This window comes from Bifidobacterium tissieri (assembly GCF_002259645.1).
GTDB classification, from domain to species: Bacteria; Actinomycetota; Actinomycetes; order Actinomycetales; family Bifidobacteriaceae; genus Galliscardovia; species Galliscardovia tissieri.
This window is the reverse complement of the sequence record NZ_MWWV01000006.1, coordinates 119,381-141,633: the sequence shown is the minus strand read 5'-3', so window position 1 is coordinate 141,633 and position 22,253 is coordinate 119,381. Positions and strand designations below refer to the sequence as shown.

At 60.9% G+C, this 22,253-nt stretch carries 23 protein-coding genes, 1 other RNA gene, 1 pseudogene and 1 riboswitch; of the genes and pseudogenes, 13 read left to right on the top strand and 12 right to left on the bottom strand.

Features of this window, described 5'->3' with window-relative positions:
• Nucleotides 1-137 precede the first annotated feature (137 nt).
• Complete coding sequence (gene thrC / locus BTIS_RS05770; protein WP_094663749.1) at nucleotides 138-1,622, top strand: threonine synthase; 1,485 nt, start codon at nucleotides 138-140, stop codon at nucleotides 1,620-1,622.
• A 139-nt stretch (nucleotides 1,623-1,761) separates the two neighbouring features.
• On the opposite strand, the gene yidC is transcribed toward thrC, so the two are convergent.
• The 5 genes and pseudogenes from yidC to BTIS_RS05745 form a co-directional block, all read right to left on the bottom strand.
• A complete protein-coding gene (gene yidC, locus BTIS_RS05765) occupies nucleotides 1,762-2,739 on the bottom strand; it encodes a membrane protein insertase YidC (protein ID WP_245819328.1) in 978 nt (325 codons plus the stop codon).
• Nucleotides 2,740-2,922: 183 nt separating this feature from the next.
• Nucleotides 2,923-3,402 carry a hypothetical protein gene (locus tag BTIS_RS05760; RefSeq protein WP_094663530.1) on the bottom strand — a complete coding sequence of 160 codons (480 nt, stop codon included), beginning with the start codon at nucleotides 3,400-3,402 and terminating at the stop codon, nucleotides 2,923-2,925.
• Between the two features lie 498 nt (nucleotides 3,403-3,900).
• Nucleotides 3,901-4,188, bottom strand: a pseudogene (locus BTIS_RS12250) (ATP-binding cassette domain-containing protein); the annotation flags it as partial.
• Complete coding sequence (locus BTIS_RS05750; protein WP_094663526.1) at nucleotides 4,185-4,574, bottom strand: GntR family transcriptional regulator; 390 nt, start codon at nucleotides 4,572-4,574, stop codon at nucleotides 4,185-4,187. The gene BTIS_RS05750 and the pseudogene BTIS_RS12250, both read right to left, overlap by 4 nt.
• A gap of 207 nt (nucleotides 4,575-4,781) precedes the next feature.
• Nucleotides 4,782-5,771 carry a D-isomer specific 2-hydroxyacid dehydrogenase family protein gene (locus BTIS_RS05745; RefSeq protein WP_211279432.1) on the bottom strand — a complete coding sequence of 330 codons (990 nt, stop codon included), beginning with the start codon at nucleotides 5,769-5,771 and terminating at the stop codon, nucleotides 4,782-4,784.
• A 184-nt stretch (nucleotides 5,772-5,955) separates the two neighbouring features.
• On the opposite strand from BTIS_RS05745, the gene BTIS_RS05740 reads away from it, so the two are divergent.
• From BTIS_RS05740 to BTIS_RS05725, 4 genes are all read left to right on the top strand, one after another.
• Nucleotides 5,956-6,588 (top strand): hypothetical protein, encoded by a 633-nt coding sequence (locus tag BTIS_RS05740; protein WP_094663522.1) that lies wholly within the window; start codon nucleotides 5,956-5,958, stop codon nucleotides 6,586-6,588.
• Complete coding sequence (locus tag BTIS_RS05735) at nucleotides 6,578-6,898, top strand: transcriptional regulator (protein ID WP_094663520.1); 321 nt, start codon at nucleotides 6,578-6,580, stop codon at nucleotides 6,896-6,898. Before BTIS_RS05740 ends, BTIS_RS05735 begins: the two co-directional genes overlap by 11 nt.
• 125 nt (nucleotides 6,899-7,023) lie before the next feature.
• Entirely contained in the window at nucleotides 7,024-8,364 is a 1,341-nt protein-coding gene (locus tag BTIS_RS12075) for an ATP-binding cassette domain-containing protein (RefSeq protein WP_245819327.1), read from the top strand.
• A gap of 30 nt (nucleotides 8,365-8,394) precedes the next feature.
• Entirely contained in the window at nucleotides 8,395-9,078 is a 684-nt protein-coding gene (locus tag BTIS_RS05725) for a hypothetical protein (RefSeq protein WP_094663518.1), read from the top strand.
• A gap of 107 nt (nucleotides 9,079-9,185) precedes the next feature.
• Here the strand turns inward: BTIS_RS05725 and tenA are convergent, their stop codons facing one another.
• The 5 genes from tenA to BTIS_RS05700 all read right to left on the bottom strand — a co-directional run bounded on the left by tenA (nucleotide 9,186) and on the right by BTIS_RS05700 (nucleotide 14,315).
• Nucleotides 9,186-9,896, bottom strand: coding sequence for a thiaminase II (gene tenA, locus BTIS_RS05720; protein WP_094663516.1), 711 nt, complete (start codon nucleotides 9,894-9,896; stop codon nucleotides 9,186-9,188).
• Nucleotides 9,897-9,985: 89 nt separating this feature from the next.
• On the bottom strand, nucleotides 9,986-10,690 hold the full coding sequence (locus BTIS_RS05715) for an HAD family hydrolase (RefSeq protein ID WP_094663514.1): 705 nt from the start codon (nucleotides 10,688-10,690) through the stop codon (nucleotides 9,986-9,988).
• Complete coding sequence (thiD, locus tag BTIS_RS05710; RefSeq protein ID WP_211279431.1) at nucleotides 10,683-11,507, bottom strand: bifunctional hydroxymethylpyrimidine kinase/phosphomethylpyrimidine kinase; 825 nt, start codon at nucleotides 11,505-11,507, stop codon at nucleotides 10,683-10,685. The genes BTIS_RS05715 and thiD overlap by 8 nt, the downstream gene beginning before the upstream one ends.
• Nucleotides 11,500-11,642, bottom strand: a riboswitch (TPP riboswitch). (Overlaps the previous gene by 8 nt.)
• A 43-nt stretch (nucleotides 11,643-11,685) precedes the next feature.
• On the bottom strand, nucleotides 11,686-13,392 hold the full coding sequence (recN, locus tag BTIS_RS05705) for a DNA repair protein RecN (protein ID WP_094663512.1): 1,707 nt from the start codon (nucleotides 13,390-13,392) through the stop codon (nucleotides 11,686-11,688).
• Nucleotides 13,392-14,315: an NAD kinase gene (locus BTIS_RS05700; protein WP_094663510.1), complete on the bottom strand. Its 924-nt coding sequence runs from the start codon at nucleotides 14,313-14,315 to the stop codon at nucleotides 13,392-13,394. Before BTIS_RS05700 ends, recN begins: the two co-directional genes overlap by 1 nt.
• A gap of 315 nt (nucleotides 14,316-14,630) precedes the next feature.
• Here BTIS_RS05700 and BTIS_RS05695 point away from each other — a divergent pair, with 315 nt between their 5' ends.
• From BTIS_RS05695 to BTIS_RS05660, 8 genes are all read left to right on the top strand, one after another.
• Nucleotides 14,631-15,842, top strand: a complete 1,212-nt coding sequence (locus BTIS_RS05695; protein ID WP_094663508.1) for an ROK family transcriptional regulator — start codon at nucleotides 14,631-14,633, stop codon at nucleotides 15,840-15,842.
• A 104-nt stretch (nucleotides 15,843-15,946) separates the two neighbouring features.
• A complete protein-coding gene (locus BTIS_RS05690) occupies nucleotides 15,947-16,861 on the top strand; it encodes a carbohydrate kinase family protein (RefSeq protein ID WP_094663506.1) in 915 nt (304 codons plus the stop codon).
• A gap of 149 nt (nucleotides 16,862-17,010) precedes the next feature.
• Nucleotides 17,011-17,407, top strand: a transfer-messenger RNA (tmRNA) gene (gene ssrA, locus BTIS_RS05685).
• Between the two features lie 170 nt (nucleotides 17,408-17,577).
• Nucleotides 17,578-18,888, top strand: a complete 1,311-nt coding sequence (locus tag BTIS_RS05680; protein ID WP_094663505.1) for a tyrosine-type recombinase/integrase — start codon at nucleotides 17,578-17,580, stop codon at nucleotides 18,886-18,888.
• A 238-nt stretch (nucleotides 18,889-19,126) separates the two neighbouring features.
• On the top strand, nucleotides 19,127-19,639 hold the full coding sequence (locus tag BTIS_RS05675; RefSeq protein ID WP_094663503.1) for a hypothetical protein: 513 nt from the start codon (nucleotides 19,127-19,129) through the stop codon (nucleotides 19,637-19,639).
• A gap of 83 nt (nucleotides 19,640-19,722) precedes the next feature.
• Nucleotides 19,723-20,127: a hypothetical protein gene (locus BTIS_RS05670; protein ID WP_094663501.1), complete on the top strand. Its 405-nt coding sequence runs from the start codon at nucleotides 19,723-19,725 to the stop codon at nucleotides 20,125-20,127.
• Nucleotides 20,128-20,463: 336 nt separating this feature from the next.
• On the top strand, nucleotides 20,464-20,727 hold the full coding sequence (locus tag BTIS_RS05665) for a hypothetical protein (protein WP_094663499.1): 264 nt from the start codon (nucleotides 20,464-20,466) through the stop codon (nucleotides 20,725-20,727).
• Complete coding sequence (locus tag BTIS_RS05660) at nucleotides 20,724-21,065, top strand: hypothetical protein (protein ID WP_094663497.1); 342 nt, start codon at nucleotides 20,724-20,726, stop codon at nucleotides 21,063-21,065. The genes BTIS_RS05665 and BTIS_RS05660 overlap by 4 nt, the downstream gene beginning before the upstream one ends.
• 95 nt (nucleotides 21,066-21,160) lie before the next feature.
• Here BTIS_RS05660 and BTIS_RS05655 read toward each other — a convergent pair whose 3' ends face one another.
• The gene (locus tag BTIS_RS05655) at nucleotides 21,161-21,397 is read right to left on the bottom strand and encodes a hypothetical protein (protein ID WP_094663495.1); all 237 of its coding nucleotides are present in this window, start codon (nucleotides 21,395-21,397) and stop codon (nucleotides 21,161-21,163) included.
• Nucleotides 21,398-21,408: 11 nt separating this feature from the next.
• The gene (locus BTIS_RS05650) at nucleotides 21,409-22,242 is read right to left on the bottom strand and encodes a peptidoglycan-binding domain-containing protein (protein ID WP_094663493.1); all 834 of its coding nucleotides are present in this window, start codon (nucleotides 22,240-22,242) and stop codon (nucleotides 21,409-21,411) included.
• Nucleotides 22,243-22,253 lie beyond the last annotated feature (11 nt).

Sequence of the window (22,253 nt, the reverse complement as noted above, 5' to 3'; positions counted from 1 at the left end):
ATTTGCATCGTGCCAATCTCCATAACGGTTTTGTCTCATAAACGTTCGTGAGACGCCCGGCCGCGCTTGCCCAGCGCTACCGGTAGACTGACGGCTGTCCACACAATGTTTTCTAGGAGATTCCGAGGGTTTTGACCGTGACCACTTTCCACAGCACGCGCAGCACCACCGATTCGCTCACCGCCAAGCAGGCCATCCGCAAGGGCATCGCCGACGACGGCGGCCTGTTCGTCTCCGACTCGCTGGGCTCCGAGCGCGTCGACATCGCCTCGCTGGCCGGCAAAAGCTACCAGCAGATCGCCCAGACCGTGCTCGCCAAGCTGCTTCCCGACTTCACCGAGGAGGAGCTGTCCGACTGCATTCGCGCGGCGTACGGCGACCAGTGGTCCGACCCGGCCATCACGCCGCTCAAGCCGCTCGGCGACGACTACATCCTCGAACTGTTCAACGGCCCAACGAGCGCGTTCAAGGATGTGGCGCTGCAGATCCTGCCGCGGTTCATGGCCCGCACCACCCCGGCCGACGGTGACGCCGACGAGAAGATCATGATCCTCACGGCCACCTCCGGCGATACCGGCAAGGCAGCTCTGGCCGGCTTCGCGGACGCTCCGGGTACCGCTATCACCGTGTTCTATCCGGAAGGCAAGGTCAGTCAGGTCCAGCAGTTGCAGATGACCACGCAGACCGGTTCCAACGTGAACGTGTGCGCGGTCAAGGGCAACTTCGACGACGCGCAGTCGGCAGTCAAGCGCATCTTCGGCGACCATGAACTGGCCGCCGAGCTCGCCGGCGAATCGCACACCGTGCTGTCCTCCGCCAATTCGATCAACGTGGGCCGTCTGGTGCCGCAGGTGGTGTACTACTTCGCCGCCTACGCTCAGCTGCTCGAGGATCAGGTGATCAACGTGGGCGACGAGGTGGAGTTCTGCGTGCCCACCGGCAACTTCGGCGACATCCTTGCCGGCTACTACGCCAAGCTGCTCGGCCTGCCCGTCAAGCATCTGATCGTGGCCAGCGACAAGAACAACGTGCTGTTCGACTTCCTGACCACCGGCACGTACAACCGTCAGCGCCCGTTCTTCCAGACCATCTCCCCCTCGATGGATATCCTCATCTCGTCGAATCTGGAGCGCATGCTCTACTACTTCTCCGACAAGGACACCCGTCTGATCTCCATGCTCATGAACGATCTGAACCAGTGGGGTGCCTATGAGGTGCCCGAGGAGATGCTGGCCAAGATCCGTTCCCTGTTCGGATGCGGCTGGGCCGACGAGGATCAGGTACGCGAGTCGATTCACGACTGCTGGGAGAAGAACCACTACGTGATCGATCCGCATACCGCCTGCGGCTACTTCGTGATGCAGCAGATCCCGCGCGATCCGCTCACGCCGCGCGTGCTGCTGAGCACCGCCAGCCCGTACAAGTTCCCGCGCGTGGTCAATGAGTCCCTTGGCCTCGACGCCACCGGCACCGATTTCGAGTGCATGGATGTGCTGTCCAAGGCCACCGGCACCACGGCCCCCGCCGCGCTGCGCGGATTGGAGACCGCGGACGTGCGATTCGATGACGTGGTGGAGATCGACGCGATGGAGGACTACGTCCGTTCCGCCGCCGAGAAGTAAGGCACGCACCCAAGTTCCTTCTTCGCATATTGCATGAGGAGGATTCATCGATACGGCACCGATCAGGAGTTGCGTAAGCATCACCTTGACCAGTGCCGTATTCGTATTTCATGAGAGGGACATGCGGCCAGATCGGAGGTCAGTCGGAGGTGACGACAGTCGACCGGTGTCGTCTGGCCCGCGATTCACGGGCGCGACGATCGTTTGCCGACCTTCGCGCCGCCTCGACGGCTTCCTCCTCAAGTGACGGCATGCCGGCGGCACGGCGACGCCGGTTCTCCCGCGCGTGGTCACGTACGGACTTCCGTTCATCGGCGACCGATCCGGGATTCGGGAACCAGCGCAGTTGTGCAACGGTCTGCATGAGATTCCATAGATTGTTGGTGACCCAATACAGCAGTACGCCGAACGGCAACGTCACTCCGGAGAAGATATAAATCACGGGAAATACGAACACCATCGTTTGCTGCATACGGAACTGTGGCGACTCCATGATCGTACGGGATGTATTGCGATGGGTCAGCAGCCATTGCATGATGACCAGCGCCGCACACATCACCGCGACAATCGCGCCGATGGCCAATCGTTCCGAAACCCCGTCGGCGGACATGAACGTATCGGCGACACGAACGCCAAGGAATCGCGACGCTTCGATATCGCCGGCGACCGAGCGGTCGATACCGCCGATCGCAGTCGATGTCCCGTCGGCGATCATCGGCAGTCGTTGCAGCATGGAGAACAACGAGCACAGCACCGGCATCTGCACAAGCGCCGGCAGACACGATCCCATGGGATTCGCGCCCTCCCGGCGATAGAGCGCCATGGTTTCGCGTTGCAGCGCCTCCTGCGAGCGCGGATCCTTGCGCCCGGCATATTTGCGCTGAATGCGCTGGAGCTGCGGCTGGATGGCCTGCATACGTCGCATGGACTGTATCTGCCGCACAAACAACGGCAGCAGACAGATGCGGATGACAAGGACCAGTCCCATGATGGCAAGGCACCAGGCGAGGCCCGCACCGTCGGGCATGCCAATGGCGGTGAGCATTCGGTGGCCGAGAATGAGTAGTTGTGCGATCAGCCATTCCAGGGGCTGAAGCATGGTATTGACGATGGACATGATGACTTCCTGATGATATGGCGAATCCATCGTGAAACACTGTCATGAATATTGTTCACGTGAAACAGTCATGTGCATCATGAATATGCGTCATGATGGCACTCATAGCAGTGTGGATGGATTCGCTCCGACGAATACGAAACGGCGAATATTGGAACGACGCAATATGCGAACGAAAACCGTTCAGATTCGAACATCAGGAAGCGAGAAGCGGGCCCAACGCGGCACCCATTGCTGGCGGGACCACGATCGTGACGAATCCGCCACATGCCGGTCACAGTGCAATACGGCGGGAAGACCGGCAAGACGGTGCAGCAGCGCACCCACCGTTGCGGGAACGGCCGCCGCGAAGGCCGGCAATGCCACGACCATAAGCGCACAGAACGCCACTGCCGCCCCGTAGCACATCGCCATATTGGAAGTAGTCGGCATAACGGCTATATCCGGCATGCCAAGTATCAGCGCGGCCGCCACAAGACCCAACATGGAAGCACAGGATGCCGCCCCTACGGCCACCATTCCGCGACTGCGCACGCGCAGCAGCGAGCCTTCGAGCCGGGATCGCACGATCATCGACGCGGCCACCGGAATCAGCAGCACCAGCATGGGAACAAGAACAACGGCATACTCCACCCGCATGGCGAGCGGTATGCCGTTGAACATCGTAAGTCCCTTCGGAAGAATTACACAATTACGATCATTATACGATGGAGAAGCCGGGATCTTCGATCACATCTCATGACCGTTCCAGATCCGTCGGGATACTCGATGAGAGATGGCGATCGACGCGGCGCACACCGCCACCGCGATCAACGCGTCAAGACCGGGGAAGGGAGAGTCGGCGATCGCACGGACCATCCCCGCGACGATCTCGAAAAGACCGTTGAGCCAGCGTCGCAGATCCGGTGACGAGGCCGCAAGCCCCATCAGCACTCCGAAAACAAGGCACACCGCGAACGCACCGATCATGAGCACACGGATCCCCTTGCCGAATCCGAACCGGTAAAGCACCGGAACCAGCACCGAGGAAAGCAGCGCGAAGATCAGCATCGAGAACAGCATGGCGAAGACCACCTCGAATACGGTGATTCCCGTGCCGAACAGCGCCATGATCACCCCGCTGATCACCATATCGAAGATGATGATGGCCATGTTGACCAGCAGGAACGACGAATCGAAGACCACACCGAGATCGGCCTTGAACGCCTCCTCGTCCCGGACGGAGTCCCGTCCAAACGACTCGATGGTTCCGGCATCGCGGCGGATCATGTTGAGGATGAGTTTGATGAGCGTGGATTTACCGGCTCCATTGGGGCCGATCAGTCCCATGACATACCCCGCAGGCAGATCGAAGGTGACGTCGTTCAGGGTGAAACCCGAGGCGTAGTGTTTAGCCGCTCCGGTTACGGACAGCGCCATTGGACCGGAGTCGAGGGAACGGTCGGTCATGATTGCTCCTTAATGATGTCGTCGTACACATCATCGAGCAGATCGTGCAGATCAGCGACCGGCATTCCCGCCGCATGCGCCGCGGTGCAGACCTCGGCGAGATTGGCCTTGATTTGCGTTTCCAAGGCTTCCCGCATGACCTCGTTGCCGCGGTCCATGACAAAGCTGCCCTTGCCCTGGATATTACGCACCACACCCTCATCGGCCAGTTCGCCATACGCTCTGGTGACGGTGAGTACGGATACGCGCAGTTCCTTGGCCAGCTTTCGCAGGGACGGCAGTGCTTCACCGGGTTTGAGTTCGCCGTTGAGCACCGCATCGCGAATCTGTCGTTTGATTTGCTCGTAGATGGGTTCTCCAGACACCGATGAGATGATCAGCTTCATCGATACCCCTTTCTGTACCATTACACTGTGTAACTGTTGTGTATAACAGTATCACAGTTATGACAACTGTTCAACTCAGAGACATAACAGTTGAGCAGACCATCCACTCCTCCCCTACGAACGATCCCTCCCCGCAGATCATGCAGGAAGGGATCGCATCTCACCACGCGTCATTCGTCGCGCGTCGCGCGTCGCACATCACACACGCTACGCAATACGGGTACGGAATTCTCCGGTCTCCAGTACGGCGCGGATGCCATCGACGGAACAGGAGACCATGCTGCGCACGGCGGCGTCGGTGTAGAACGCCATATGCTGCGTCATCACCACGTTCGGGAACTGACGCAGGTAGGCGATGCCTCGGTTGGTGAGGATGTCGGTACGGCGATCGCGATGGATCAGCTCGCCCTCGGTCTCCACGGTGTCAAGGCCGAGTCCGCCGATCTTCTTGGCCTCGATGTTGTCGATCAGCGCGTCAAGATCCATGAGCTCGCCACGTGCGCAGTTGATCAGCACCACGCCGTCCTTCATCCGGGAGATCGTCTCGCGGTTGATGATATGGAACGTGGAATCGAGCAGCGGCATGTGCAGCGTGATCACATCGCTCTGCGCGTACAGGGTCTCCAGATCAACGTATTCGGCGTGCTCCGCGACGGCGGCCTTCGGATGCGGGTCATGGGCGAGAATGCGGCAGCCGAATCCGGTCAGGCATTGGATCACCGTCGCGCCGATGCGGCCGGTGCCCATCACGCCGACGGTGAGATTGCGCAGTTCGCGCCCCTGCAATCCCCCAAGCGAGAAGTCGTAGACCTGACCGCGCCACAGCGCCGGCTTGTAGTTGCGCAACACGAGCAGGATGAACATCACCGTGTACTCGGCCACACCGTTCGGCGCATAGTCGGCGTTGAGCACCATGACGCCACGCCGTCTGGCCGCATTGAGATCGATGTGGTTGTACCCGATCGTGCGGGTGGCCACCACCTTGACCCCGGCATCGGCGAGCGCGTCGATCATGGCGGCGTCGATATGGCTCTGGCCGAGAGTGCTGACGCCGTCGCAACCGGCAACCAGACCGATTTTGTCGGGACCGAGGCATTCGCTATGCAGCTCAACGGCCACACCGACCCGGTTTGCTTCATCGGCGAACGATCCACGCTCGTCGTCGCGCACCTCGAAGGCGGCTATCTTCATGTTCATTTCTCCTTGACTGACATCATTGACGCCCGAACCGCACGGTCACCCTGCCTATTGGACCGCGTCGGGCGAGATTCGTCTGCCATCTTAGCGAGCGCGACACGCATAATTCTTTCCATAACGGAAAGTGATATTCTTTCCACAACGGAAAGAGATTTTCCGCAACCATCATCGTTGGGAGGAAGCGATGACCAAGGAATCCAGCACGGCGCATGATGACGCCGTATCCACCACGACGGCGGCAAGTCAGTCTACCGAACCCACGGCCGACGCCCATGAGGCCCTGAATGCATTGGACAGCCTGCAAACGTTGAAGACGTTGGATACGGATCGGGAACGCCTGGCGGAACGTTCAGAGCAAGGATTGCAGACGATCAATATGCGCAGTACGCCGATCTTCGCACTCATGGTCTTTGTCTATTGGGGTATCGGTCTGATGTTCGGCGGACATTTCTATTCGGACGTTTCCTACATCGTGATCATGACGACGCTCGCATTGATCATAATCGCCGCAATCGTCATCATGGCCCGGTATCAGAAGACCACCGGCATCTCCCTATTCACCATGGCACCACACGGGCGAACGGCGTTCCGTGATCATCGCTTCGCCATCGCCTGGACGGCGGCCATGGCCTCGCAGCTTCTGCTGCCATGGGCAGGATTTGCATGGGGATTCTTCAACGGACAATGGGTGGGCGCGATCGTGCTCGCCGTCCTCTGCGCATTGGCAATCCATGCATTGGGGCGATGGTACATCCGCGAATATGCCAGGATAAGCAAACTCCCGGTATTCCAGGAAACCGAGACAAATGAACGATAGTTCCCCTTTGGTCGAGCCGAAATTCGACGAAACGATTCACGCGCCGATCCGTCTGCGGATCTGCGGCATGCTCGAGGTTTACGGCAAGCTCAGGTTCGATGCGCTGCGCGACTCCCTCGGCGTGAGTGACGCCGTCTGCTCCAAGCATCTCAAAACACTTGCCGACCATGGATACGTAACGTTGAGCAAAAAAGCGGAACGCAACAGCGGCCGAGGATACAAAGTGACATGGGTGTCGTTCACCGACGCCGGACAAGCCGCATTTCAAAGCCATGTCGCCGCTCTGAAGCAGATCGTCGCCGGCGGATAACCGGCAATCGGCTCCGCAGTATTCATCCCGTAGTCATCCCATATATCACAGGGTCGGCGCGAGCCTACCCAAAATCCAATCGATCCACCACCCAGGTGTCCCCCAGCCAACGAATCGAGGACCATATGAAGGCCATCCTCTACAAGGATCTGTTGCAGATCCGCCGCAATACCGGACTGCTGATCATGCTCATTGTTGCTGGAACGCTGTCAGTACTGCTTATCGGGACCGCTGCAATCATTCGACCAGGCGTAGTACTCGCCGGCATCATGCTGCAGGCCACCCTGATCACATTCCTCATGTCGGTCGTGCCCACCTGCGCGATGGAGCTTATTCGCAGCGACATCGGCAATGGCACGCTGGCCGCGTTCAAGGCAAGCGGACGCCCGAATCGGCAGTATCTGATCGCGCAGATGATTGCGGCATTGGTACCGTCCGGCACACTCGGCGCACTGATCGTACTGGTGTTCCGCGCACTCGTGCCGTCCCTGCATACCGTCATAGCCGGCGAGCAGGGACTGCTACTCACCGTCGAACCGCTGCTGGCCGCTCTCATCCTGTTTCTCTGGTCGATCTTCTTTAAAGGAAAGGTACTCATTATGACCACCACCACAACAGCACAGTCTCTGACGTCCTCGCCCACGACAGGTGGCACACAGTCCTCCGCCGATCGCATGGCTCACTCCCCCATTGCCGTATCCGTACGCGACATGACCTTCGGATATCAGAAGTCCAAGCCCGTGCTCAGCCATATCAGCCTCGATGTTCCCGCCGGTCAGTCGATCGGCATCCTCGGCTATAACGGCGTGGGCAAGACCACCCTGTTCGGCGTGATCCTCGGCCTGCTGCGTCCGCAACACGGCGATGCGGTGATCAACGCCGACGTGTTCCCCTCCATGCGCGATGTATTCCAGCTCACCGATTCAAACAATCTGACCGCCGACCTGACCGTACGCGAGAACATCCGATTCCGCACCATGCTCTACGCGACCCGCGAACACCCCAATCCCGTGGATCTCGCTCATCTGGAGGATCTGCCGATGGTCAAGGCGTTCGAGATTGGAGATCATCTGGACAAGAAGGTGAAGGAGCTCTCCTCAGGTCTGAAGAAACGCGCCGGCATCGTGACGGGCATGCTGTTCGACCCGAAGCTCATCATGCTCGACGAGCCCACCAACGCCGTGGACCCGCTCACCCGGCAGCTGCTCATCGAACTCATGCGGCAACTCAGGGCCGACGGACGCACGATCATGACGATCACGCATGACCTCGACTACTGCTGGTCGGTGACCGATCGCGTGGTGATTCTCGATAACAAACATCTGGTCAAGGACTGCATGACCCATGATTTCGCCGATTATCAAGCGTTCACGGAAGCCGTCACACTGGGCCGAGGGAAAACCGACGTGGACTTTGGACTGCATGCAGGCAAGGCCATATCCGACACGACGTCGACAACGAAATGAATGAATCCAAGGCAACGACAGGAGACGACAATGAAAGCGATCATCTGGAAGGACTGGCTGCTGTGCAGGCGCCAAAAAACGTTCTGGCTGCTCGGTGCGATCATGGAAGCAATCACATTGACGTACATCATCGGGTTCATCCTGTGGCTCGGCACCAAGAACACCCTGCTGGTGTTCATGATGTTCGGCCCGATGGTCGCCTATCTTTCGCCGATCCTCACCGTGGGCACCTCTTATCCGAACGGCAACGCGCATACCCTGAGTATGAACAAGCCGCTGAGAACCGACGGAACGGTGGAGACCATGCGCTGTTCAGACCGTCCGATGGCACAGTATCTGCTGGCGAAAAGCGTAATGCCCATGCTGCTTGGACTGTCCCTGCTGCTACCACCCGTGTTGTATTGCCTGTACGGCGGGGCGTTGACACCGCACGATCTCGTTTCCCCGGAGATGCTTTATACACTGCTCACCGTTCTGGCGCTCACCTTCACCAATGAGCAAGTGATACTGGCCTCGCATGCGACCACCTCCGGCACGATCAACATCCCGATCTTCCTCACGGCGATACCGATGATGTGCTTCATGGTGCTATCCATGTTCATATCGCCATGGATGGCGCTGCTGGTCATGATCGCGGTGGGACTGCTTGCCTTGACGGTTTCGGTGATTCACAGTCGCCACAGCTACCCGACCACGTTCCGCAGGCTGTCATAGTCCCGGCACGACCCAACACCAATGTGGGATCTGGGTCTATCCGTATCATGAGCAGGGCGTATTGCGGCTCTTCATGACATGGATAGACCCAGATTCAGTGTTTCGTTCTACTTCCACTCGGGCTTCCAGCGCTGCTGGAGACGGTAGGCGCTGTCCCAGAACATGTATTCGTGTTCCACGCCCACCACGAACTGTTCGGTGAGCGTGCGCTTGTGGTCCTCACTCAGTCCGACGGACAGCTTTTCGATGTCGTCGAGCAACCAGACGGCGGACTGCCAGAATTCGTCGGTCTTGTACATGTCGATCCATGCGCGATACGGGTTCGTCTCGATTGCATCGCCGATGCGTGCCGCGATGCGCGTGCCGTAGTCGGCATACACCCAGGCGCACGGCAGCAACGCCACAAGCACGTCGACCAGCGGCCTGGTGTGTGCAATGGCGATCATATTCGACGTGTAGGCGCGAGCAAACGCCGACTGACGGGCGTCGTCCATCTGCTGACGGGTGATGCCGAATGTGTCGCGGAAGAAGTCGTGCACGTGCTCGGTCTCGTTCGAGGCACCGGCGATGGCGTTCGACAGATGCGTGCGGATGACCGGATCGTCGCACTTGGCGAAGGCGAGCGCATGCACGTTCACGTAGTCATTGAGATACAGATAGTCCTGCAGCATGTAGAACACGAACTTCTCACGGTCGAGTGTGCCGTCGCCGAGCTCGCGGAGGAACGGCTGGTCGACGCCCTCCTCCCATACGGGTTCGGCGGCCTTGTAGAGGCATTCGGCGAAGGGGTGATCGGGAAGGAATCGAGTAAGGGGCATGTTGGGTTCCTTTCGGGATGTGAAATCGGCGAATCGGCAAACATCGGCCTGAATGGCCGTAGAAAATGTGAGTAAGGAGGGTCGGTGGTCTAGAGGATCAGCGGCGCGTCGGAAAAGTCGTGCATGACGCCATCGGCGATGGCGGTGATCTGCCGCCACTGGTTTTTCGATGAGGCGTCGTACATGGCCCATGCACGCATGCCGACGGATTTGGCCACGCGGATGCCCACAAGGATGTCCTCGAATACCGTGCAGCAGGTCGGTACCACGCCAATCTGGGCCGCGGCATGCAGGTACACGTCGGGCCGGTCCTTGCCGACGTTGTTCACATCATCCACGCTGCTGAACGCGTCGAACAGATCGTAGACGCCGAGTCGACGAAGGACTGCCTCACGGAACCGTGGCGGCAGGCTGGTGGCCACGGCGAGCTTGGCACCGGACGACTTGAGGTGGCGCAGGTACTCCTCCGCATGCGGCTTGAGCGGCACGGTGGTGGCATAGGCGTCGAACGCCATGCGGTTCCATTCGTCCATGAGATCCTGTGGGCTGTCCGGCAGACCGAACCGGCGAATCGTGTACTCCGCGCACCCCTCGAACGACAGGTGGGCGATGGATTCGGCATAGTCGGCGGGCACGTCGAGTCCTCGGCCGTGGAGGAATTCGTTGTCCACGTCGGTCCACACGTGCATTGAATCGAGCAGCGTGCCATCGAGGTCGAAGATGGCGGCCTTGTCCGCATTCGCGTTGTCGGACGAGTTACCGGACGACACGACGGAATCAGGGGAATCAGGCATTGGCGTCGAAACCGGCAAGGCCGTGTGCGTACAGATCCCAGAAATGATTGGTGGGACCGTTGCCGTTGCCGAGCTCCAGCGAATGCTCGATGGCCATGGTCACGTACTTCTTGGCACGATCGATGGCCTCGTGGAACGGGTGGCCGAGTGCGAGGTTGGCGGCGATGGCCGACGAGTACGTGCAGCCGGTTCCGTGCGTGTTCTTGGTGTTGATGCGCTTGGCGGAGAACTCGTAGAAGTCCTTGCCGTCGTACAGCACGTCGATGGCGTCGCCCGTGGCGTGGCCGCCCTTGACGAGCGCGGACGTGCAGCCCATCTCCTGAATGGCCTTCGCCGCGGCCTTCTGGCCTTCGAGATCAGTGATCTTCAGTCCGGAGATGCATTCGGCCTCGGGAATGTTCGGCGTCAACACGTCGGCGTGTGGGATCACGATCCTGATCAGCGAGTCGATGCAGTTGGGGTCCATGAGCGGGGCACCGTTCTTGGCGTACATGACCGGGTCGATGACCACGTTTTCGGCCTGGTATTCGACGAGCTTGCCGGCCACGACCTGCATGATGTCCGGATTGTCGAGCATGCCGATCTTCACGGCCTTGGGACGGATGTCCTCGAACACGGCGTCGATCTGATCGGCGATGATCTTCGGATCCACGTCGAGCACGGAGATCACGCGGGCGGTGTTCTCGGCGACGACAGACGTGATCACAGACATGGCGAAGCAGCCGTTGGCGCTCATGGTCTTGAGATCGGCCTGAATTCCGGCGCCTCCGGAACAGTCGGATCCTGCGATGGACAGCACGGGCGTCAGTACGCTCATAATCGTTCCTCCCTACGATGGTATTAACCAACAGGTTCAAAGGGTCAGGTGTCATGCCTTTCTCAACCCGTTCCACCGCGCGCCGCATGCGAGTACGCATCGTCGGCGCCGAGTCGGGTTCCCCTGCAACTTGACGGCATCCACGCTATCCGCGGGAGCCGACATCCCGATTCGGCCATCACGAATGACAGGCGTCGAGCAGCTCCCGCGCATGCGTCAGCGACGTATCGGTCTCGCCGCCGTCAAGCATGCGGGCGATCTCACGTTCACGGGCTTCGCCACGCACCTCGTCCACAGTGGTACGTACCGCATCGGCATCGGATTCGTCGGCGCGCTTGGATACCACGAATTGCGCGTCGGCCCAAGCGGCCACCTGCGCCAGATGCGTGACGACGATCACCTGCGCGTTCTCGGCGAGTCGCGCCAGACGTCGTCCGAGCTCGGCGGCCGTACGTCCGCCCACGCCTGCGTCCACTTCATCGAATACGAACGTCATGTCCTGACCGGACACGGACGAGAACCCCTTCTGCGCCGCGGACAGCTCCAACGCCAGCATGAGTCGACTGAGCTCGCCGCCGGACGCGCTCTTGCCCATCGGCAGACTCGGCGCTCCCGGAAACGCGGTGAACAGAAAACGGATGTCGTCGCCGCCATGCGCGTCGAGTCCGTCACGCCGGTCCACTTCGATGTCAAGTCTGGCTCCGGCCATGGCCAACGATTCGAGTTCCTTCGTTACATGATCGGCGAGTTCGGCCGCCGCGTCGCGGCGTCGCTTCCCCAGCCGCTCGGCGGCCTCGCGCGCGGAGGTGTGGGCTTCATCCCGTTCGCGGGTGAGCTTCGCCACGCGTTCGGGGGATGCGTCGAGATCCTCCAGCTCGTACCCGGCCTTCTCCCTCCAGGCGATGACATCGGCGAGGGTGGGTCCCCACCGTCTGGCGAGTTCGTCGAGCTCGTGGATGCGTCCGTTGATCTGATCGAGATCGCCTTCGCCATCCTCCTGTTCAAGCAGGCCGCCAAGGGTGAAGACGATGTCGGACAGTTCCGTTTCCACTGATGACAGACGTTCCGCGGTTTCGGCGTAGGTTCCCTTCATACCGATGGACTGCAGGGAGTGTATGGCCTGCTCGATCATGGCCATCGCCCCTCCGGTCTCCGAATCCACACCCATTTGACCTGGATCGAGCGCGGCGAGCGCCCCGCCGACCCCCTGCATGATGGCGGCCGAGTTCTCGATGCGGTCGCGCATGGCCTTGAGTTCCGCATCCTCACCGTCGTGGGGGGCCGTACGGTCAATGCGTTCGATGGATTCACGGAGATAGTCGGCACGCTGTGTGGTCTCCGACTCCTGTTCGACGATCGCGCGCAGTTTGGCATCGCAATCGTTGAGCCGTTTCCATGCCGCACGATAGTCGTCGAGTTCGGCAGCGTCGTCGGCGTATGAGTCGAGGAATTCCCGCTGCCGGGCGGGAGATGCCATGCGCAGCTGGTCGGCCTGTCCGTGGATGGCGATCAGTTCGTCGGTCAGGTCACGAAGCACGGCACGTGGCACGCTTCTGCCGTTAAGCACGGCACGTGAACGTCCCTGTGCGGGCAGGGTACGGGACAGGAACAATCCGTCGTCGCCGAGTTCGGCGCCGGCATCTCGGGCGATGGCGTCCACGGTCCCGCCCGGCGCGATATCGAATACGCCCTGCGCCCATGCCTCCCGGTCCCCCTCCGATACGGTGCGCGCGGGAACGGCACCTCCCGAGATCAGTCGGAGGGCGTTCAGCAGCATGGACTTTCCCGCACCGGTCTCGCCGGTGATCGCGGTCATGCCGCGAGCCGGATTCACCACTGCATGACGGATGGGGCCAAGTGAGCGGATCTCCAGTTCTTCGAGCATTACCGCCTCTTGTCCTCCTTTGACTCCTTCGAGCCGCGATTCTTGCCTGACTCCCGCCATCCCATCACGGGGAGATCGAATTTGCCTACAAGACGGCTGGTGAACGGCACGCCGACCAGACGTGCCAGACGCAACGAGTTCGGCGACTGCCGAACCACCACGCGCGATCCTCGCGGCAGATTGCGCTGTCGGCGTCCGTCGCAGCAGATCCACCCCTCGCTCGAAGAATCCTCGGAGATGTCGAGCGTGAACGACGACTTGGAGCCGATGACGAGAGGACGGGAGAACAGGGCATGCGCGGCGAGCGGCACGAGTTGCAGAGCGTCCACATTCGGCCAGATGATCGGGCCGCCTGCAGAGAACGCGTACGCCGTGGACCCGGTGGGTGTGGAGACGATCACGCCGTCGCATCCGAAGGAGCTCATTTCCACATCGTCCACGCTGATGCTGAGCTCCACCATCTTGCCCCGGTCCGCACGTTCGAGCGTCACGTCGTTGAGCGCCCAGTCATGCATGGGCTCGGTGGCGCCGGGCACCCACACATCCACCCATGCGATCACACGCTCGTCGATCGAATAGTCGCGGGCGGCAATCTTGGCGATGGCATCCTGGGTCTGGAAGCTTTCGAATTCGGCGAGGAAGCCGACATGTCCCATATTGATGCCGACGATCGGCACGTCGGTGCCCTTGACAAGCTCCGCGGCGCGCAGAATGGTCCCGTCACCGCCAAGCACGATCACGATTTCCGTTTCGGGGTTGAACGTCTGCACTTCACCGGCCGCAAACGGCGGAGCCTCGAGATTGTCCACGATCGTCACGTCGAATCCGACGGACTTGAGCTGCTCCACCACCTCCTTGACCTCGGTGCCGGTGGTCGCCAGCTGCCTGTGAGTGACAATGACCGCGTTTCTCTGTCTTGGCAACACACCCTCCTATTCGCGGGAATCGTAATCATGACCCATACGCGATCAGCGATGCGCGATATGCGTCCGTGGTCACATTCTCCCATACCGAAACGATAAAACGTCATTCGTTTCCAAGCCGTGTCACCGACAGGCATCGAACGTCCGTTCGATTACGATGATACACGCGAATCGACGATGATCCGCGTGTCGCGCTTGCGCTTAATTAATTAACGATGTTAATATATTCACGATACGAAATCCAACCGATTGACGACAATACGAACCGTATGAAACGTGTTCGCCTGCCGCCGACGACGAAGTCAAGGAGGCCATATGATCGCACCACCCGGCAGTACGCACGCCTCCATGGCCGAACTGAACCGTTCCCGCATCATCCAGCTGCTGCACCGCGACGGCATCTGCTCTCGAGCGCACATCGCCCGCAAGCTCGACCTCACCCCCGCGGCCATCACCAAAATCACGGCACAGCTCATCGACATGGGCGTGGTCAGCGAGACCGGCAACCTCGACGGCATCAAGAAACGCCGGTCCATCGGCCTGCAACTCAACGAGTCGAAATACCGCGTGATCGCCGTCAAATTCGCCCGCTCCCTCGCACAGATCGGCGTATTCGACCTCGGCGGCAATCTCGAATCCATGCAGACGCTGCCGCCGGTCCGCAACGACACCATCCGCGAGACCTGCGACGACATCAAAACCCGTATCCGATCCATCCTGGACAAGGACGACTCCATCGTCGCCATCGGCATGGCCGTACCCGGCCCCTACCTGCGCGACGAAGGACGCACCGCCGTGGTCACCTCCATGCTCGGCTGGCGAAACGTCAACTTCATCGAGGAATTCTCCGCCGAATTCCGCGTACCCGTCTTCATCGAGCAGGACGCCCGTGCCGGCGCACTCGCCCAGGCGCTGTTCAACCCGGAGGCCACCTCACGCAATCTCGGCTACTACCTGATCGGCGAAGGCGTGGGACTCGGGCTCATGGACCACGGCGAACTCCTCAACGGGGAGCTTGGCGCGGCCACCGAGATCGGGCACATCAGCATCGACGCCGCCGGCAAGCCCTGCGAATGCGGCAACGTCGGATGCCTGGAAAACTACTGCTCCGCCGTCGCCTTCCACGGAATGGTCGCGGAATCCGGGCTTGTCCCCGGCTCCGAATCCATGCACCACGCCGAAGCCTGCCGGGCGGCATTCTCGCTCGCCCGCAACGGCGATCCGGAAGCGCTCGCCCTGATCCGCGACGTGTCCACGTACATCGGATACGGATGCGTCACCATCATCAACGCCTTCAACCCCAAGCAGATCATCATCGGCGACATCATGGCGGAAGCCGGGGAGCCGATGCTGGAACGGGTGCGAGACATCGTGGCGCAACGCGTCATCCCCGTACTGGACCGGACGACCGAGATCATGCTGTCCGACCTGCCCGTCGATGCCACGCTCAACGGTGCCGCCGCGGTGGCCGCCGCGCAGTTCCTCGAACACCCATCAGAATTTGTCGAACAGACGGAAGGGATGTGACCCCGCAAGGGCCACGAACGACCAGACGCCGACACGAACGAAAACCGATCAACAGCAACCAATATGACCATCTCGTGGACGAGATGCCAGAGAAAGGAAAACCAATGACCGACAAGAAGCCGATCGTCCTGAGCCTTGGCGAGATCCTGTGGGACATGATCCCCGAAGGCAAGCGCGCAGGCGGCGCCCCCGTCAACTTCATCTACCACGCCACCAAGAACGGCGCCGACGGCTACTCGATCAGCGCCATCGGCCAGGACGAGCTCGGCGATGAGCTGCTGGCCGCGGTGGAGAAGACCGGTATCAAGTCCATCCTGCAGCGCAACGCCTACCCCACCGGCCGCGCCGACGTGAAGCTGGAGAACGGCATCCCCGAGTGGACCATCGTCAAGGACGTGGCCTGGGACCACATCGCGCTGACTCAGGATCTCATCGATCTGGTGCGCAAGGCCGACGCAATCTGCTACGGCTCCCTCGCCTGCCGCATGCAGGAGTCCCATGACACCATCATGAAGCTGCTCAAGATGAGCCGTCCCGAAACGCTGCGATACTACGACATCAACATCCGCGGCGACCACTACTCCAAGGAGCTCATCGAAGAGCAGCTGGCCGACGCCACCGTGTTCAAGCTGAACGATGACGAGCTCGTGCTGCTGCGCCCGATGTTCGGCATCACCGGCACCGACGAGGAAGCCTGCAAGTGGTTCATGGACAACTTCGATCTCGATTACGTGATCCTGACCGCCGGCGCCGACTTCAGCACCATCCTCGCCAAGAACGGCGAGATCTCCACCCTGCCCACGCCGCGCGTGGAGGTGTCCGACACCATCGGCGCCGGCGACTCCTTCTCCGGCGCGTTCACCATCAACATCCTGCTCGGCAAGTCCCTGCAGGAGGCCCACCGCGCCGCCGTGAACACCGCCGCATACGTGTGCACCCAGGCCGGTGCCTGGCCGGAGTACCCGGAGGTCATGCCCGACTACATCGCCGAGTATGAGGCGAAGCAGAAGGCCGAGTGATCCTCTCCTCCCCCGTTTCGCTCACCTTGGCCGATGTTCCATCGGGAATTTCACCATGAGTGACACTCCTTGTTGACAAGCCGGACATTTCAACGGTATATTGAAATGTCCGGCTTTGTATGTCGGCAGTTGATTGATAATTCAATATCGGGGTCGATCGGTTTCGACGGTGACCTGTTCGTCGCAGGGAAGCGTGCCGAGAACGCGGGGGTCCACTCGTTAATGTCCTCCCGCAAAGAATAAGTGCTAAATCTAACCGCACTGAGTTCGCTCTCGCTGCCTGAGCTTCGCGCCAGAATTAACCAGCGAGCAGCCGCTCCGTTCACTCTCCCATGTTTCCGGGGAGATGCTGAGCGTCATTAGGAGACTTGCCTGAAGCATTGCGTCACAGGGCGCTTCAGGGACTTTTGCTGTGACTATGCCCGCCGCCAGTTGTCTGCGACACAGGCGGGGGCAGACAGATAGCCACCTGGCCAGCAGACTACGCACGTAGAAGACTGAGGGTACGGTCATCGGACCCGGGTTCAATTCCCGGCGACTCCACAAGCAAAGCCATCCAAGCACGCGCTTGGGTGGCTTTTTTGTTGCGATTCCAACGGTTCTGGCCCGTATTTTCAACGTTTCGACACTCCCCCTATAATCGATTCAAACCGATAAAAACCGATCGAAAAGGGGCTGATGTACGTCGTTTAGTACGTCGTCCGGAGGAGGCATCGTTGCCCAGGAAGAAGAAAACATCATCGTCGCGCAGGTCGTTCGGCCGAATCGAATACCGTCCCAACTCGACCAGCCCGACGCGAGTGGTCGCCGCCTACCCCACCCCCGCCGCGGCGTTCGCCCGGTGGCCGGGACTGCCGAAAAGGATCAGCAGGTCGTTCCCGATCGAGCAGGAGTCGGAGGCGGTAGCATGGTTGGATGGCGAGAGGCGCCGTATGGACGCGGGAGTGTGGGAGCCGCCCACGGTGCGCGAAAAGAAGGCCGAGACGGTCGGATTGACGTTCGACGAGTATTTCCCCGACTGGCTGGAGCAACGCCGCTACAAGGGCAATCCGCTGCGCCCCGGCACCAAATACCGTTTGCGCCGTGACTATGAGAATCATATTCAGCCGGCGCTCGGATCCACGTCGATGAGCCGTGTGACGCAGGCCATGGCCGACCGTTTCCGGGATGGGCTGCGCGCCGACCAGCCGGCCATGCGCCGGAACGTGATGAAGCTGCTGGCGGAGATCCTGCGCTCAGCCGCACTGCCGGGCGAGGACGGAAGCGAGCCGATCATCCCCCGTTATCCGTTGACGCGCTCGGAGGCGACGCCCAGACGGGAGCGGGAGATCATTCCCGCGACCCCGGCGCAGGTGCGCAGGATTATGGACATGATGCCGGACGCGTATCGGCTCACGGTCGAGCTCGGATGCGCCGTGGAGCTACGAATCGGTGAGGTCTGCGCCCTGCAACGTAGGGACATCATCCTGGCCACGCGTCGCCTGCATGTGCATCGCACGCGCACGACGATGGATCCGGAGAGTACGACGGGTAGTCCGAAGACGAGTGGTTCGGAGCGGTGGGAGCCTATCCCGGAGACGATCCTCCCCCACCTGCAGGAGCATCTGGCCTCGCTACCGGAGGGTGATGACGCGTGGCTGTTCCCCGCCATCCGTGACCCTTCACAGCCTGTGCATCCGAATACGCTGCGCGGCTGGTATGACGCGGCGAGGAAGGCCGCTCACCGGCCGGATCTGCGTTTCCACGATCTGCGGCATACAGGGCTCACCTGGCTGGCGTTGGAGGGCGCGACGCTGCGCGAGTTGATGGACGCGGGAGGACATACGAGCGCCGACGTCGCCCTGCTGTACCAGCACAGCATGGATGATCGACGCCGCGACCTCGCCAACAAGGTCGGCGAACGATTGTACGAGGACACGACGCCGGACGGGCTGAGGGCTCGTATCAGGGAGATCAATGATCGGATCCGTGAGTTGGAGGAGGAGCGGGATGGTCTCCGATCTCAACTCGAAGCGATTTCCTCGTGATTTTTGTAATCCTTTATGTCTCTCTTCTTGTAGAGATTTATGTTAGCTCACACATACGTGTTAGTAAGCAGTATCCGATACATGTGAGTGTGCACTAATCAATGTGTGTGATTGTGTGATATCATCTGTGTGTGAATGAAAGACCCCGCAGTGCTGGTGACACCGCGGGGTCGGATGGAAAAACCGCGCATACGATTCTCCGCATCACAGTCTAAGCCATGGTGTGGAGGGAAAAGGCATGACATACATGGGATACCGCAACATTGACCGCGTATTCGCCCTCGCCGAGCGGGGCAAGCTGTCCAAGATCGTCGGAGACAACCTCAAGCTTAATGAGCTCGCCCTCGGCATGATGTGCTTCATGGGCAAGACAGCTATTGACAAGGAGGATACTGCCGCAATCAACGAGGGCAACCCCTACTGGTGTTATTGGCTCGGATGGGATGCCACGGCCGCTGGAATGGGACTGATACTACCGACGCAGCAGCAGCTGGACCTCTCCTACGTCGGCGATGGCTCGGCTGCCGAGAAGGCCATTGAGAACCGCACCCTGACCGCTCGAAACCGGCTGAGCAGAACGGCGAAGTTCCTTCGCGACAATGGGTGCGTGCGGCTTCTGCGCCCCGCCACATCGTTCGCGGGAGGCAACAAAAAAACGGCGATCTGGATGCTATGTCTCGGCGAGGATGATGCGGAGAACGATACTGCGGAACGCTGGGCACGCCGAGTCCTACATCTCCGAGCACGGTGAGGATTGGGCGCGGGAGTGTCTGGGACTGCCATGGCGACGGTGAATCCACGACACGCCGGAGACAAAACGTTTCCGATGGTGTAGTGTGGGTATCAACAGGGAAGCACAAGGCAAGCCCTGAACGAGCGGAAGGCTCCGATCATGAAAACACGATCCACCCCTACTACATCTCCAAGGCGCAGGACATCCTCGCCCGGATGCATTTCGACGCCGACGCCGATCCCACGCAGCTCGCAGCATGGGCGCAGGACGCGGAAAAAGGCACGTTCGTCTACGCCACGTCCGACGGCATGATCGTCGGCCACGGACGTTACACCACCACCTCCGGCGTCACCGTCGGCTACGCGGACCGGGAAACCAGCCAGCGTTACGGCATGGTCGCCAACGAGGCGAGTTTCGCCCGCACGCAGATCGGCCACGCCCTCGGCCGTCCCGTCGTCCTCGTCAAAGCGTCCCAGTTCACCGGCCGCGCCACCCACCGCATCTGACAACAGGAGATACGATCATGCAGGACGTGAACATCATCCGCACCGACACCGACATCCGACTCGTCAGCCCCTATCACCCCCGACTGCCCGAAACGCGCCCGCTCGATCGGCGGAAAATGGGATCCCGCAACCCGCTCATGGCGGTTCGATCCCCGCGACCGGCAGCGAGTCGAACAACTCGCCGCCGACCTATGGGGGTGGAACGCCGGGCAGGACACCGGAGTAACCATCCGCGTCAACGCCGGCGACTACTGCCAGGATAATGAGATCATTGTCGCCGGGCGTAGCGTCGCATACCGTCCCGGCCGCGACGCAAGCGTCCGGCTCGCCGACAACGTGATCATCGTCAACGGCCGTTTCGCCGACCGTGCCGGCAGCGCGAAATACCCGGAGGTAGGCGACTGCGACGGCGTTATCCTCGAGATCCGCGACCTGCCGGCATCCGCGCTCACCCTGCTCGACCAGGACAAATACGAGCTGGTCAACGACGACAGTGATCCGCTCGCCGCATTGCGCGAGGAACGACAGCGCCTGATGACACGAATCGCCCAGATCGACAAAATCATCAGCCAGCACGAACAGAACGGAGGAACCGAATGATCACGAGCGCCGAGATGAAATGCCTGCGCGAAAGCATGGGCCTGTCCACCAAATGGCTCGCCATCCACTGGGATGTTGCGGAATCAAGCGTCAAACGGTGGGAGCACACCAGGCTCCTGCCAGCCGGATTGGAAATGGACCTGTGCGCGCTCAAAAAGCGATTCGACGCGGAGGTCGATCGGCTCGCATCCCAGTCCGGCGAATCCGCGCTGCTGGTGCCTCGAGTGGAGATCGAATCCACCCAGGGCATGCCGGCCTCATGGCATCGGGCCATCGCCCAACGGGCTTCGGAGATCAACGGCGCACGCATACTGTTCGTCGGCGACGAACAGTTGTAGCCGGAAACGGGAAAACGGCCCCTCCCCCGCCAAAGCGAGAGAGGGGCGAATTGTATTCGAGCGTAAATTATTCCACTAGGACATGGTGGTGGCAGTTATTTGCCGGCGAGTCGGATCGGGTTGTAAGCGACACCGAATGCTGCGGCGATCACGCCGGCCGCGGAGCTGATGTAGGCGCCGACCTGCGGATCCCCGAACGCCGAAACGCCGAGACCGACGATGCCGGCGACGAGAGTGATGATGTAGATGATCGTGCGTACGCGCTCGTCGAACACGGGCGTGTACGGGGTGGTGTCCGCAGCGTGCTGCGGCGTGTTCTCGTCTTCTGCCATATGGATCCTCCCTAGAATCGATTCTCATTGAGCCGGGTCTGCAATGCCCGCACCGTGGCCGGGCCGAACGACGCGTCCTGCGCGACGCCCAGATGCGCCTGGATCGCCCTGATCGTGCCGGGGCCGAGCAGACCATCCTGCCCCTGACCCAACTGGGCCTGAACGCGGCGGATCAGCTCACTGCCGTATCCGCCATAGGTGACGCACGAGTCCACGAGCGCGGGACGCCAGTAGGTGCGGCAGTCGGGTACGAGCTGGCCGCTGATTTTGCCGTCCACGCTGGTGCCCATGACCTCCTGCCACCTGCGGATGGTGAGAGGACCGCACGAACCGTCCACCTCCAGCACGGTCGGTGCCGTGGTCTCCGGCCTGGGTGCGGACTCGGCGGGGGCCGAACCGCGTGCGATACGGTCGAGCCGGTCGAGGTCGTAGGTGCCCGGGCAATCGGTACTGGTCCAGTGCCGGTGGGGATGGAGTGGCAGATCGCCGTATACGCCGCGCAGGTCACGGATCAACTCGCCGATGGTCTCGTAGTCGCCGTCGGACTGCCGGGGATTGCATTCGATGCTGATGCTCCGGTCATTTCCACCACTGTTGCGTCCGACGCCGTCTCCGCACGCCCACGCGCGGTCGTCGGGATCCACCAGACATGCCACGCGCCCCGCCTCGGCGACGTAGTGGGCCGAGGTTCTGCGCGAGCCGCTGGTGAACGTGCTGATGGCACCCTCGAATGTCGGATGCCGGCTGGGATCATCCCACCAGTGGATGGTGATGGATGTGATCCCGTACGGCCGGCCACTCGTATAGCATGCGGCTGTGTATTGGGTCAGGGTTTCATAGGCCATACGGCCTCCTT

Excerpts from the sequence above, each read along its gene's own strand:
- yidC (WP_245819328.1), bottom strand. The coding sequence starts at position 2,739 with ATGTCCATCGTCAATACCATGCTTCAGCCCCTGGAATGGCTGATCGCA.
- BTIS_RS05760 (WP_094663530.1), bottom strand. The coding sequence starts at position 3,402 with ATGTTCAACGGCATACCGCTCGCCATGCGGGTGGAGTATGCCGTTGTT.
- BTIS_RS05750 (WP_094663526.1), bottom strand. The coding sequence starts at position 4,574 with ATGAAGCTGATCATCTCATCGGTGTCTGGAGAACCCATCTACGAGCAA.
- BTIS_RS05745 (WP_211279432.1), bottom strand. The coding sequence starts at position 5,771 with ATGAACATGAAGATAGCCGCCTTCGAGGTGCGCGACGACGAGCGTGGA.
- BTIS_RS05740 (WP_094663522.1), top strand. The coding sequence starts at position 5,956 with ATGACCAAGGAATCCAGCACGGCGCATGATGACGCCGTATCCACCACG.
- BTIS_RS05735 (WP_094663520.1), top strand. The coding sequence starts at position 6,578 with ATGAACGATAGTTCCCCTTTGGTCGAGCCGAAATTCGACGAAACGATT.
- BTIS_RS12075 (WP_245819327.1), top strand. The coding sequence starts at position 7,024 with ATGAAGGCCATCCTCTACAAGGATCTGTTGCAGATCCGCCGCAATACC.
- BTIS_RS05725 (WP_094663518.1), top strand. The coding sequence starts at position 8,395 with ATGAAAGCGATCATCTGGAAGGACTGGCTGCTGTGCAGGCGCCAAAAA.
- tenA (WP_094663516.1), bottom strand. The coding sequence starts at position 9,896 with ATGCCCCTTACTCGATTCCTTCCCGATCACCCCTTCGCCGAATGCCTC.
- BTIS_RS05715 (WP_094663514.1), bottom strand. The coding sequence starts at position 10,690 with ATGCCTGATTCCCCTGATTCCGTCGTGTCGTCCGGTAACTCGTCCGAC.
- thiD (WP_211279431.1), bottom strand. The coding sequence starts at position 11,507 with ATGAGCGTACTGACGCCCGTGCTGTCCATCGCAGGATCCGACTGTTCC.
- recN (WP_094663512.1), bottom strand. The coding sequence starts at position 13,392 with ATGCTCGAAGAACTGGAGATCCGCTCACTTGGCCCCATCCGTCATGCA.
- BTIS_RS05695 (WP_094663508.1), top strand. The coding sequence starts at position 14,631 with ATGATCGCACCACCCGGCAGTACGCACGCCTCCATGGCCGAACTGAAC.
- BTIS_RS05690 (WP_094663506.1), top strand. The coding sequence starts at position 15,947 with ATGACCGACAAGAAGCCGATCGTCCTGAGCCTTGGCGAGATCCTGTGG.
- BTIS_RS05675 (WP_094663503.1), top strand. The coding sequence starts at position 19,127 with ATGACATACATGGGATACCGCAACATTGACCGCGTATTCGCCCTCGCC.
- BTIS_RS05660 (WP_094663497.1), top strand. The coding sequence starts at position 20,724 with ATGATCACGAGCGCCGAGATGAAATGCCTGCGCGAAAGCATGGGCCTG.
- BTIS_RS05655 (WP_094663495.1), bottom strand. The coding sequence starts at position 21,397 with ATGGCAGAAGACGAGAACACGCCGCAGCACGCTGCGGACACCACCCCG.
- BTIS_RS05650 (WP_094663493.1), bottom strand. The coding sequence starts at position 22,242 with ATGGCCTATGAAACCCTGACCCAATACACAGCCGCATGCTATACGAGT.